Raw genomic sequence first — 12,002 nt, 5'->3', positions numbered from 1 at the left:
TCTTTAAGGTTGTGCGTGACGATGATTGGCCGAGTAGCTGCCGGTGACGTAGTGCTCGAGCTGGCGCTCGATGTCGGTCAGCAGGCTGGAAGCGCCGATGCGGAACAGGTGCGGCTGCAGCCATTCGTTGCCCAGTTCTTCCTTCATCAGGGTCAGGTATTGCAGCGCGCTCTTGGCCGAGCTGACGCCGCCGGCTGGCTTGAAGCCCACCTGGAAGCCCGTCTGCTCGTGGTATTCGCGGATCGTGCGCACCATCGTCAGGGCCACGGGAATGGTGGCGTTCATGCCCTCTTTACCGGTGGAAGTCTTGATGAAATCAGCGCCGGCCATCATGCAGACCCACGACGCCTTGGCCACGTTTTCCATGGTCAGCAAGTCGCCCGTGGCGAGAATCGCCTTCACGTGGGCTTCGCCGCACGCCTTGCGGTAAGCGAGCATTTCGTCGTACAGCACTTGCCAGTTGCCGTTCAGGACGTGCTGGCGCGTGATGACGATATCGATCTCGGAAGCGCCGGCGGCGACCGACAGTTCGATCTCGCGCAGCTTCGTTTCCATGCTCGTCAGGCCGGCCGGGAAACCCGTCGACACGGCGGCGATGGGCAAGCGGCCCTGGATGACTTTCACGGCAGGCTGGATCATCTCGTGGTACACGCACACGGCGCCGGTGCTCAATTGCGTCAGGCCCAAGGCGTCCATCAGGTCGGCGCGCAGCGGGCGCATGGCCTTCATGCACAGGCGTTCCACTTTGCCCGGCGTATCGTCGCCGCCCAGGGTGGTCAGGTCGATCATCTGGATGGCTTTGACCAGCCAGGCGGCCTGGTATTCCTTTTTCACCGTACGGCGGTTCGCCAGGCTGGCCGCGCGGCGGTCCGTCGCGGCGCGGTTGACGCGGATCTGGTTGATCCAGCCCAGGTCGAGGCCAACGGCCTCATTACGCTTGAATTCGGGGTGCATGAGTGTCATAACAAGCTGGTTCCATTAGCAAGTGGTGGTACGCCAAGGTGTTTGGCGAGGGTTTGGCCAATATCGGAGAAGGTCTCGGAAATACCCAGTGCGCGCGGGGCGACACCGGGGCCGAAGAAGATCATCGGTATGTGTTCGCGGGTATGGTCGGAGCCGTGCCAGGTCGGGTCGCAGCCATGGTCGGCGGTGATCACGACCAGGTCGCCTTCCTTGAGCTTGTCCATGAATTCCGGCAGGCGACCATCCATTTCGCGCAGCGCGTCGGCATAGCCTTCGACGTTGCGGCGGTGGCCGAAAGCCTGGTCGAAATCGACGAAGTTCACGAAGGTGAGCGACTTGTCCTGCACTTCATCGGCCGTCTTCAACAGCGCTTCGAACAGCGCCATGTTGTCGACGCCCTTGACGACGCGCGAGATTCCCTGGGTAGCGAAAATGTCGCTGATCTTGCCCAGGCCGACGACTTCGCCGCCCGCATTCTTGACGTGGTCGAGCAGGGTCGGCGCGGGTGGCGCGACGGCGTAGTCATGGCGGTTGGACGTGCGCGTGTAGTTGCCATTGCTGCCCGTGAACGGGCGGGCGATGACGCGGCCGATGTTGTACGGCTCGACCAGCTTGAAGGCCATTTCGCACACTGCGTACAGGCGCTCGAGGCCAAACGATTCTTCATGCGCGGCGATCTGCATCACCGAGTCGCCCGAGGTATAGATAATCAGCTTGCCGGTGGCGACGTGCTCGTCGCCATGCTTGTTGATGATGTCCGTGCCCGAGGCATGGCAGTCGCCGAGGAAGCCCGGTACGCCGGACATGGCTTTGAGCTTGTCGGTCAGGTCGGCCGGGAACGATGGCGTGGTGCGGGGGAAATATCCCCAGTCGAATTCGACGGGCACGCCGGCGATTTCCCAGTGGCCGCTCTGCGTGTCCTTGCCGGTGGAGCGCTCGCGCGCCGCACCGTAGGCGCCGGTGAAGCCGTCGCGCTGGTCGAAACCCGTGGCCCATTCGCCGCTGGCCAGGTGCGCGGCGGCGCCCAGGCCCAGGCGTTCCATGTTCGGGAGTTTCAAGGTCTTGCCGCTTTTGGCGACAGTGCTGGCAATGTGGCCAAAGGTATTGGCACCTGCGTCGCCATACTTGGCGGCGTCTGGCGTCGCGCCAAGGCCGAAGGAATCAAGCAGGAGGATAAATGCGCGTGACATGATAAGGCTCGCTTTATGGATGTAATGCGGGATGATGCGAACAGTGTAGGCCGGATTTTCCCGGCCTGCCGCGCGGCAGCGCCAGTAGATGGCGCGCCGCTACTGCGTCAAGAAAAGTGCTTAGGCTTGCGGTTTGGTGGCCACGGTGGCCAGGAAGGCCAGGATCAGCTTGACCAGGTCTTTCGCGCCGATGGCCGCGTATTTCAGGGTTTGTTCGTGCGACAGGGCGAATGGCGACATGCCTTCGGCCAGGTTGGTAATCACCGACACGCCCACCACTTTCAGGTCGCAATGGCGGGCCGAGACCACTTCCGGCACCACGGACATGCCGACCGTGTCGGCGCCCAGGCGGGCCATCATGCGGATTTCGGCGGCCGTCTCGAAGTTCGGACCAGGGTAGGCGACGAACACGCCTTCATGCAGGGTGATGCCGTTCGAAGCGGCCGTGTCCTTGACCAGATTGCGCAAGTCCGCATCGTAGGCGTTGGCCATGCTGAAGAAGCGCGGGCCGAAGCGGTCGTCGTTCGGGCCGACCATCGGCGTGCCTGGCAGCAGGTTGATGTGGTCGCTGATGGCCACCAGGCTGCCGGCGTCCACTTCAGGGCGCAGGGAACCAGCGGCGTTGGTGACGAACAGCATTTCGCAGCCCAGCAGTTTCAGGGTACGGATGGCGCTCGTCATCACGCCCATGCCATAGCCTTCATAGAAGTGGCCACGGCCCTTCATGCAGACGACGGCGACGCCCGACAGGGTGCCGATCACCAGTTCGCCGGCATGGCCGTGCACGGTGCTGATCGGGAAGCCTGGCAATTCGTCAAAGCTGATGCTGACGGCGTCCGTCATCTGCTCGGCCAACACACCCAGGCCGGAGCCGAGGATCATCGCCACGCGCGGCTTGAAATTTTCAGGAGCGCGGGCACGGATGATTTCGGCGGCGTGGAAAGGGGTGTTGTTTGACATGGTTATCCTCTGATTGACTAATGATGATGGGTTGCAGCCTGCGCGACGGTGTACCAAAAGTATCGCCCAGGTATCGGGTATGTATGGTGTTACAGGTATATCGAAATGCGTATTGCCTCTATTTGCCGCCACTATGCATCAAACGGAATATGTATGGCAAATACCATTTTTCTTGCCCATTTATACAATTCAAATATAAATCGCCGATATTATAGTCGAGGCATGCCCGAGACCGCCATGCCCGGGAAATCCGTGCATACAAGCTCCATACGAAGGTTTTTTATGCACACTTGAGACGCGCTTGACACCGATAAGACAAATGTTTACAGTTCCAGACAAATGTTTAAACCTCAGCGAAAACCCTGTGACCGATACCAATAAAAAAGACCAGCTGTACACGCTGATCCGCAACAACCCCTTCATCTCGCAGCAAGACCTGGCGAGCGAGCTGGGCTTGTCGCGCTCGGCCGTCGCCGGCCACATCGCCGGATTGATCCGCGAGCGGCGCCTGCTGGGGCGCGCCTACGTGCTGCCCGACAGCCGCCCCGTGCTGTGCATAGGCGCCGCCAACCTCGACCGCAAGATGCGCACCCTGGCGACCCTGCAGATGGGCACCTCGAATCCCGTGCGTTCGGAAGAAGTGTTTGGCGGCGTGGGCCGCAACATCGCGGAAAACCTGGCCCGCCTGGCTATCCCCGTGGCCCTGCTGACGGCGCTGGGCGACGACGCGGCCGGCCACGCCCTGCAGACGCACGCGGAGGACGCGGGCATCGACATGCGCGGCAGCTTGCATCTGAGTAACACCAGCAGCGGCACGTACACGGCCGTGCTCGACGAACATGGCGAAATGCTGCTGGCGATGGCCAACATGCAACTCTATGAACAGCTGACACCGGCTTTTCTGCACAGCCGCCAGCCACAGCGCGCCGCCGCCGCCCTCACCGTCTGCGACCTGAACCTGGGCCACGACAGCGTGCAGGCCCTGCTGGCCGATGCGCGCCAGGATGCGACGCACGCGACGCCGCTCGTCATCGTCGCCGTCTCGCAGCCAAAGATGACGCACCTGCCGCAAGACCTGACGGGCTTGCATTTGCTGATCCTCAACCGGGGCGAACTGGAAACGCGCGTGGCGCGGGCCCTGCCCACGGCGGCGGACCTGCGCGCCGCCTGCCGCGAAGTGCAACGCCAGGGTGCGCGCCAGGTGATCGTCACCTGCGGCGGCGAAGGCGTGTACTTCACGGATGGCGACAATCTGGATGCGCCCATCGTGCATCTGGCCGCGCGCGAAGTGGACGCCGTCGACGTGACGGGCGCCGGCGACGCGTTTTCCGCCGCCGTCTGCTGGTCGCTCTACCACGACAGCAGCGATTTGAAACTGGCGTGCCGGCGCGGTCTGAAGCTGGCCGCCATGACACTGGAATCGGCTGCCACCGTCTCGCCCCAGATTTCCGCCGGCGCGCTCGACAACATTGACGACGCCGACCTGGCGCCGCCTCCCCCTACCCTCTTTCAACAGGACTGAACCATGACCCAATTACAGAATTTCCTCTTGTTCTCGCAAGAAGTGCTCGACGCGCGCGCCGCCGGCAAGGCCATCGTGGCGCTGGAATCGACCATCATTTCGCACGGCATGCCGTATCCGCAAAACGTGGAAATGGCGCGCGAAGTGGAACAGATCATCCGTGACGGCGGCGCCGTGCCAGCCACCATCGCCATCATCGGCGGCAAGATCTGCGTGGGCCTGTCGCCCGAGCAACTGGAATTGCTGGGCACCTCGCCCGACGCCATGAAAGTCAGCCGCCGCGACCTGCCGTTCGTCCTGTCGCAGGGTAAACTGGGCGCCACCACCGTGGCCGCCACCATGATCTGCGCGGAACTGGCGGGCATTTCCGTGTTCGTCACGGGCGGCATCGGCGGCGTGCACCGCGGCGCGGAAACGAGCTTCGATATTTCCGCCGACTTGCAGGAACTGGCGCAAACGTCGGTCGCCGTCGTCTGCGCGGGCGTCAAATCCATCCTCGACATCGGCCTGACCCTGGAATACCTGGAAACCCACGGCGTGCCCGTCATCAGCGTGGGCCAGGAAGGTTTCCCCGCCTTCTTTACGCGCGAAAGCGGCTTCAAGGCCGATTTCCGCCTCGACACGGCCGCCGAACAGGCCGCCTTCATCGGCACCAAGTGGCAGCTGGGCTTGAAAGGCGGCGTGATCGTCAGCAACCCCGTGCCGGCCGCGCAAGCGATGCCGAAGGAAGAGATCGATGCCATCACCACGCAGGCGCTGCAGGAAGCGGACGCGGGCGGCGTGAAAGGCAAACAAGTCACGCCATTCCTGTTGTCGCGCATCAAGCAACTGACGGACGGCCGCAGCCTGGCGACGAATATCGCGCTGGTCAAGCACAATGCCCAAGTCGGCACCGCGCTGGCCATTGCCATGCAGGCAGTCGTGGCACGATAATAGGACTGCTGTAAAGAAAGCGCGCGCGCCTTCACGGGTCTGCGCGCCGTTCCATCGCCTAGCAACACGCAACGCCAAGGAAAGCATGTCCATCGATCTGAAACAGTTAAAGTATTTTCTTGCCGTTGCCGAGGAGAAAAGCTTCAGCCGCGCCGCGGAGCGCCTGCATATCTCGCAGCCGCCCCTGAGCCAGCAGATCATGAAACTGGAAAGCGAACTGGGCGTGCGCCTGTTTGCGCGCACCACGCGCACTTTCGAGCTGACCGTGGCGGGCAAGGCGCTGATGAACGAGGCGGCCGACCTGTTGGCCAAGATGCGCATGACCATCGACACCATCCGTCAGATCGACCGCGGCGAAGTGGGCCGCTTGCGCGTGGGCATCGTCGGCTCGGCCATGTGGGGTCCCATCCCCAGCCTGCTGGAAGAATTCCAGACCAAATTTCCCCGCGTCACCTGGACCATCCATGAATTCGGTCCCACGGTGCAATATGAAGCGCTGCGCGCCAAGCAGATCGACGTGGGCTTCTGGCGCGAACCCAAGCTCAACGACGACGACTTGCGCCACGATAATCTGCGCCAGGAACTGTGCTTCCGCGAAAACGTCTGCGTGGCCGTCAATGAACATCATCCGCTGGCGAAAAACACGTCCATCGAGCTGATCGACATCGCCCACGAGCCGATGCTGACCCTGAACCTCGACAAATCCGCGTTCCCCCGCTACCTGGTGCAATGCTGCATCAACGCCGGTTTCGAACCCGTGATTTTCCAGGAAGCGAGCGAACCGCAAACCCTGCTGGCCATGGTGGGCGCGGGCCTGGGCGTGACCCTGGTGCCGGAAACGACGAGCCGCATCGGCTGGCCCGGCGTCGTGTTTCTGCCGATCAAGACCAATCCGCCGTCGGCGAATCTGTACATCAGCTACACCACGCTGGACGACGCGCCAGTGGTGCGGGCTTTCCTGAATATCCTCAATCCCCCGGCCGTCTAATCGGCGGCACCACCTATTTATATGCACTGCGTATAAATACATAAACAAAAACGTATTTGTCATACATATCTGGCATGATGCATAGTGATTCGGACGCCCATCGCGGCGCCGGTCCCGTGCTTGCCCTGCCCGTCATCTGACGGCGCATCCCAGCCCGCTCCGGCAGCCCCATTCGATGTTGTACCTATAAAAGAGACGGGGCGCGACTGTTGCATGAGTATCACACTGACGGCATGAAAGCAGACGAGGTCAGCAATGATCTTGTGCAATACAGTGCAATGTTGATAAGGAATTATCACCTCGTGCATCAAAAACAGGCTAAATCGACCCCAAATTATATGTTTCACCTATAAAAAATATACAATATCGATCTTCCAGGAGCCAATTCATGAAACTTACACAATTTAGTTTGACGATCGCAGCCGTATTTTTGACTGCTCAAGCGTCCGCGGCTACCCCAAAACTGGGTGTCGTGTATGACGCGGGCGGCAAGTTCGACAAGTCGTTCAACCAATCCGCTTTCGAAGGCGCCTCGCGCTTCAAAAAAGACACGGGCATTTCCTTCATCGAAGTACAAGCCTCGAGCGATACGCAAGCCGAGCAAGTCATGCGTGGCCTGGCCCGCAAGAAACTCGACATGATCGCGGCCATCGGTTTTGCGCAAACGCAAGCCGTGCAAAAGGTCGCCAAGGAATTCCCGAACGTGAAATTCGTGCTGATCGACGGCCAGGCCGCCGGCAGCAACGTCAATTCCGTCGTCTTCAAGGAAGAAGAAGGCTCCTACCTGGTGGGCGTGGCAGCAGCCATGGCCAGCAAGAGCAAGAAGGTCGGCTTCATCGGCGGCATCGATATTCCCCTGATCCGCAACTTCGCCTGCGGCTACGCGCAAGGCGCGAAAGCCGTCAATCCGAAGACGGAAATCACGCAAAACATGGTCGGCACCACGTCCGGCGCCTGGAATGACCCGGCCAAGGGTGGCGAACTGGCCCGCTCGCAATTCGAGCGCGGCGTCGATGTCGTCTTCGCCGTCGCTGGCGGCAGCGGCATGGGCACCTTGCAAATGGCCAAGGAAAAAGGCAAGCTGGCCATCGGCGTCGATTCGAACCAGAATCATCTGTATCCAGGCAGCATCCTGACCTCGATGGTCAAGCGCGTCGACAACACGGTCTACGACAGCTTCATGCAAGTCAAGAACGGCACCTGGAAGGGCGGCGTCAGCTATAAAGGCTTGAAAGAAGGCGGCGTGGATTGGGCGCTCGACGCGAACAACCGCAAGCTGATCACGCCGGAAATCGAAAAGCGCGTGTTGGGTGCGCGTAAGGACATTATCGATGGCAAGATCAAAGTGATCGATTACCGCGTCGGCAGCAGCTGCCCGGTTTAATTTTTCTCCGTATCTTTTAGCGCGCCGCCGGGGCCAGTCTCCGCGCGGCGCGTTTCCATGAAACTATCCAGTTATGAACCTATGCAGCCAGCAGTAGAATTTCGCAGCATTTCCAAGCAGTTTGGACATGTGAAGGCGAACGCCGACGTCAGTTTCTCCATCGCCAAGGGCAGTATCCATGGCCTGGTGGGGGAAAACGGCGCCGGCAAATCGACCTTGATGAGCATCCTGTACGGGTATTACCGTGCCGACGGCGGAGAAATCCTGCTCGACGGAAAAGTACAGCCTATCCGCAACAGCCAGGAAGCGATCAACCTCGGCATCGGCATGGTGCACCAGCACTTCATGCTGGTCGAGAACTTCACCGTTCTCGACAATATCATGCTGGGCACGGAAGGCGGTTTTCGCCTGGCCAGCCACCGCACGGAAGCGGAAGCGAAATTGCGCGAAATTTGCGCGCGCTACCGCCTCGACGTCGACCCGCTGGCGAAGATCGAAGACCTTTCCGTCGGGGCGCAGCAGCGCGTGGAAATCCTCAAGCAGATTTACCGCAGCGCCAATATCCTGATCCTCGACGAGCCGACGGCCGTGCTGACGGCGCAGGAAACGGCGTCGCTGTTTGAAATCCTGCGCCTGTTCAAGGAACAAGGCAAGACCATCATCCTGATCACGCACAAGCTGCAAGAGATCCTGGAAATCACCGACAACGTCACCGTCATGCGCGGCGGCACGGTGGTGGGCGCCGTGGCGACGGCCGGCACCTCGAAAGAGGAACTGGCCAACATGATGGTCGGCCGCCCCATCCAGAGCCACTTGCCCCGTGCACCGTACAATCCGGGCGCCACGGTGCTGGAAGTGGACGGTCTGCAACTGGCGGATGAGCAACAGGTGAAACTGCTGGCCGACATCGGTTTCAACTTGCGCGCCGGCGAAATCGTCGCCATCGCGGGCGTCTCCGGCAATGGCCAGAGCGAACTGCTGGAAATCCTCTCGGGCATGCGCTTGCCCACCTCGGGCAAGCTGCGTTTTCTCGACAAGGACTTGCCGTTTGCCAAACGCCACGATGCCGACGGCTTGCCGCTGGCCTTCCGCGAGCTGGGCATCGCCCACATTCCTGAAGACCGCTTGCGCGATGGCGTGGTGAAAAATTTCTCCGTCATGCAAAACACCATCCTCGGTTACCAGGATCACCTGAAAAACCGCTGGGGCCTGTTCAACTTCAAGGCCATCGGCGCCCGCTGCGCGGAACTGCTGAAGACTTTCGACGTGCGCCCGGCCAATCCTGACTTGCGCATCGGCTTGCTGTCGGGCGGTAACCAGCAAAAAGTGGTGATCGCGCGCGAAGTGCTGGCCAAGCCGAAACTGATGCTGGTAGGCCAGCCCACGCGCGGCGTCGACATCGGCACCATCGAAAGCATCCATACGCAATTGCTGGCCCTGCGCGACGCGGGCGTGGCGATCCTGCTGGTGTCCGTCGAACTGGAAGAAGTGCGGGCGCTGGCCGACCGCATTCTCGTCATGTGCGGCGGACGCATCACCGGCGAACTGAAAATTGAAGAATTCGATACCACCCGCATCGGTCTGTTGATGGGGGGAATGCATAAATCATGAATAACGACTTGCCACGCTGGGCGACAGCCTTTGTCATGCCCATGTTAAACCTGCTGTCGGCCTTGCTGGTCGCGGCCCTGGTGATTTATATGCTGGGCGAAGACCCGGCCGAATCGCTGTCCATCCTCGTCCACAGCGCCATCCTCAATCCGGAAGGCTTGAGCTACACCCTGTTCTACGCCAGCACCTTCATTTTCACGGGCCTGTCGGTCTCCGTGGCGATGCAGGCCGGGCTGTTCAATATCGGTTCCGAAGGCCAGATGTATATCGGCGGCCTGGGCTTGACGGTGGCCATGCTGGCCTTCGACCAGACCCTGCCCGCCTGGCTATTGATTCCAGCGGCCATGATAGGCGCGGCCCTGTTCGGCGCGCTGTGGGGCTTTTTGCCTGGCTACCTGCAAGCGAAGCGCGGCAGCCACATCGTCGTCACCACCATCATGTTCAACTTCATCGCCGCCAGCCTGATGAACTTCGTGATCGTGAAATACCTGATCCCACCGGGCGAGCAGAACACGGCCAGCCGCGTGTTTGCGGAAAGCGGCGAAATGCCGCGCTTAAGTACCTGGTTCCCATCCTTGGGCGACACGCCGTTGAACATCAGTTTTATCCTGGCGATCGCCGCGCTGGTGATCTACGGCGTGATGGTGTGGCGCTCGTCGTGGGGCTTCAAGCTGCGCGCCACGGGCCTGAACAAGCACGCGGCGCACTATGCGGGCGTGTCAATCAGCAAGATGATCATCATCGTCATGCTGATCTCGGGCGCGCTGGCGGGCCTCGGTTCCGTCAATTCCATCATGGGTTCTACGCATTATCTGTCGCTCAATTTCGTCGGTGGCGCCGGCTTCATCGGCATCGCCATCGCCCTGATGGGCCGCCAGCATCCGGTCGGCATCTTCCTGTCGGCCGTGCTGTTCGGCGCGCTGATCCAGGGTGGCTTCGACTTGTCGCTGGAAAAACCGAATATCCCGACGGAAACTTTCATTTTCATCCAGGGCTTGATCATCCTGTTCTGCGGCGCCATGGAAAACTTCTACGCACCGGCCATTTCCGCCCTGCTCAAGCGCACCAAAGGCTAACACCATGACACTCGACGACTTTCAATTCGCCAGCATCCTGGTATCGACCGTGCGCAATGCGCCCGTCCTGATCTTTGCCGCCATGGCCGGCCTGTTTGCCGAACGCAGCGGCATGATCGACATCGGCCTGGAAGGCAAGATCCTGGCCAGCGCCTTCGCTTCCGCCGCCGTGGCCTACACAACGCAAAACCCGTATTACGGCATGGCTGCCGGCATGCTCGTGTGCGTGGCCCTGGCCTTGCTGCAGGCCTACGTCAGCATCACGCAAAAGGGCAACCAGCTCGTGGCCGGCATGGCGATCAACATCGCCATGAGCGGACTGACCTTTGTACTGGCGCAATTCTTCTTCCAGCAAGGCGGCCGCACGCCCGACCTCGGTTCGGCGCGGCTGTTCGACGTGGTCTTGCCGGGCACGCAGTACGTGGAGCACATCCCCTTCATCGGCTGGGTGTATGCCCACTTGATCGGCGGCCATTCCATCCTCGTCTACGTGGCGTTCCTGTTGATTCCGCTCGTGCACTGGCTGCTGTACCACACGCGCTTCGGCCTGCGCCTGCGCGCCTGCGGCGAAAACCCACATGCGGCCGACTCGGCCGGCGTGAGCGTGGAAGCGACGCGCTACCTGGCCATGCTGGTGGCCGGCATCCTGTGCTCGTTCTCGGGCGCATATCTTGCCATCGTGCAAAGCGGCTTCTTCCTGCGCGACATGTCGGCCGGCGCCGGCTACCTGGCCCTGACGGCCATGGTGTTTGGCAACTGGCGCCCCGTCTACACCTTCCTCGGCTGTCTGATGTTCGGCTTCTTCGCCGCCATCCAGATTCAAATTGAAGGCGTGGACTTGCCCGTCGTGGGCCGCATCCCCGGCTCCTTGATCCAGATGGTGCCGTACGTGGTCACCGTGATCGTGCTGGCGGGCTTGATGGCGAAATCCATCGCGCCGAAAGCGATCGGCATTCCATTCGTCAAGTCCCGCTAAGTTTCTGCGAGCGCTGACAAAAAGCGAAGCTCACGGGCTTCGCTTTTTTACGCCTGAAGAATTGTGTCCAGCGAGAAAAACACTGGCAGCCCCAGGCTGCGCGCCACTTCCACCATCTGGTCGGCGCCCTGGGACGCACCGCCGAGGCGCAGCACGGCATCACAATGGCTCAATAAACGCGTCGCATGCGCGTGAAATAGTTCGTCGTACACGGCGTCGCCCACCTGGCTTGAGCCTGCCAGCGCCAGCATGGGCAAGGCCAGCCATTCACCGAGCACGGGCATGTGGCCCTTGGCATACAGCGGCAGGCAGACGGCTTGCATGGCCGCCACATTCGCCGCCATCAGGGCCGGATCATCGCCCGTGCCGGAGCGATACGGGCCGGCAACGAGGATCTGC

10 protein-coding genes are annotated in these 12,002 nt (G+C 61.2%); 7 read left to right on the top strand and 3 right to left on the bottom strand.

The window, feature by feature from the left end; translation table 11 throughout:
• Positions 1-3: 3 nt before the first annotated feature.
• The 3 genes from deoC to xapA form a co-directional block, all read right to left on the bottom strand.
• Entirely contained in the window at positions 4-963 is a 960-nt protein-coding gene (deoC, locus tag P9875_RS06180; protein WP_278317847.1) for a deoxyribose-phosphate aldolase, read from the bottom strand.
• Positions 960-2,153 (bottom strand): phosphopentomutase, encoded by a 1,194-nt coding sequence (locus P9875_RS06175; protein ID WP_278317846.1) that lies wholly within the window; start codon positions 2,151-2,153, stop codon positions 960-962. Before P9875_RS06175 ends, deoC begins: the two co-directional genes overlap by 4 nt.
• A 120-nt stretch (positions 2,154-2,273) precedes the next feature.
• The gene (gene xapA, locus P9875_RS06170; RefSeq protein ID WP_128140502.1) at positions 2,274-3,113 is read right to left on the bottom strand and encodes a xanthosine phosphorylase; all 840 of its coding nucleotides are present in this window, start codon (positions 3,111-3,113) and stop codon (positions 2,274-2,276) included.
• Between the two features lie 364 nt (positions 3,114-3,477).
• Between xapA and P9875_RS06165 the strand changes: the two genes are divergently transcribed.
• The 7 genes from P9875_RS06165 to P9875_RS06135 all read left to right on the top strand — a co-directional run bounded on the left by P9875_RS06165 (position 3,478) and on the right by P9875_RS06135 (position 11,603).
• Positions 3,478-4,635: a carbohydrate kinase gene (locus tag P9875_RS06165; protein WP_278317845.1), complete on the top strand. Its 1,158-nt coding sequence runs from the start codon at positions 3,478-3,480 to the stop codon at positions 4,633-4,635.
• Between the two features lie 3 nt (positions 4,636-4,638).
• Positions 4,639-5,568 carry a pseudouridine-5'-phosphate glycosidase gene (locus tag P9875_RS06160; protein ID WP_099665374.1) on the top strand — a complete coding sequence of 310 codons (930 nt, stop codon included), beginning with the start codon at positions 4,639-4,641 and terminating at the stop codon, positions 5,566-5,568.
• Positions 5,569-5,653: 85 nt separating this feature from the next.
• Complete coding sequence (locus P9875_RS06155; protein WP_219311175.1) at positions 5,654-6,556, top strand: LysR family transcriptional regulator; 903 nt, start codon at positions 5,654-5,656, stop codon at positions 6,554-6,556.
• Between the two features lie 388 nt (positions 6,557-6,944).
• Complete coding sequence (locus P9875_RS06150; protein ID WP_035824980.1) at positions 6,945-7,940, top strand: BMP family lipoprotein; 996 nt, start codon at positions 6,945-6,947, stop codon at positions 7,938-7,940.
• Positions 7,941-8,021: 81 nt separating this feature from the next.
• Complete coding sequence (locus P9875_RS06145) at positions 8,022-9,551, top strand: ABC transporter ATP-binding protein (RefSeq protein ID WP_035824977.1); 1,530 nt, start codon at positions 8,022-8,024, stop codon at positions 9,549-9,551.
• The gene (locus P9875_RS06140; RefSeq protein ID WP_035824975.1) at positions 9,548-10,627 is read left to right on the top strand and encodes an ABC transporter permease; all 1,080 of its coding nucleotides are present in this window, start codon (positions 9,548-9,550) and stop codon (positions 10,625-10,627) included. Before P9875_RS06145 ends, P9875_RS06140 begins: the two co-directional genes overlap by 4 nt.
• A gap of 4 nt (positions 10,628-10,631) precedes the next feature.
• Entirely contained in the window at positions 10,632-11,603 is a 972-nt protein-coding gene (locus P9875_RS06135) for an ABC transporter permease (protein WP_034754516.1), read from the top strand.
• The last annotated feature ends 399 nt before the right edge of the window (positions 11,604-12,002 follow it).

Source organism: Janthinobacterium rivuli (genome assembly GCF_029690045.1).
GTDB classification, from domain to species: domain Bacteria; phylum Pseudomonadota; class Gammaproteobacteria; order Burkholderiales; family Burkholderiaceae_D; genus Janthinobacterium; species Janthinobacterium rivuli.
Note: the sequence above shows the minus strand (reverse complement) of the source record. Positions and strands in the feature narration are given on the sequence as shown.

Excerpts from the sequence above, each read along its gene's own strand:
- deoC (WP_278317847.1), bottom strand. The coding sequence starts at position 963 with ATGACACTCATGCACCCCGAATTCAAGCGTAATGAGGCCGTTGGCCTC.
- P9875_RS06175 (WP_278317846.1), bottom strand. The coding sequence starts at position 2,153 with ATGTCACGCGCATTTATCCTCCTGCTTGATTCCTTCGGCCTTGGCGCG.
- xapA (WP_128140502.1), bottom strand. The coding sequence starts at position 3,113 with ATGTCAAACAACACCCCTTTCCACGCCGCCGAAATCATCCGTGCCCGC.
- P9875_RS06160 (WP_099665374.1), top strand. The coding sequence starts at position 4,639 with ATGACCCAATTACAGAATTTCCTCTTGTTCTCGCAAGAAGTGCTCGAC.
- P9875_RS06155 (WP_219311175.1), top strand. The coding sequence starts at position 5,654 with ATGTCCATCGATCTGAAACAGTTAAAGTATTTTCTTGCCGTTGCCGAG.
- P9875_RS06150 (WP_035824980.1), top strand. The coding sequence starts at position 6,945 with ATGAAACTTACACAATTTAGTTTGACGATCGCAGCCGTATTTTTGACT.
- P9875_RS06145 (WP_035824977.1), top strand. The coding sequence starts at position 8,022 with ATGCAGCCAGCAGTAGAATTTCGCAGCATTTCCAAGCAGTTTGGACAT.
- P9875_RS06140 (WP_035824975.1), top strand. The coding sequence starts at position 9,548 with ATGAATAACGACTTGCCACGCTGGGCGACAGCCTTTGTCATGCCCATG.
- P9875_RS06135 (WP_034754516.1), top strand. The coding sequence starts at position 10,632 with ATGACACTCGACGACTTTCAATTCGCCAGCATCCTGGTATCGACCGTG.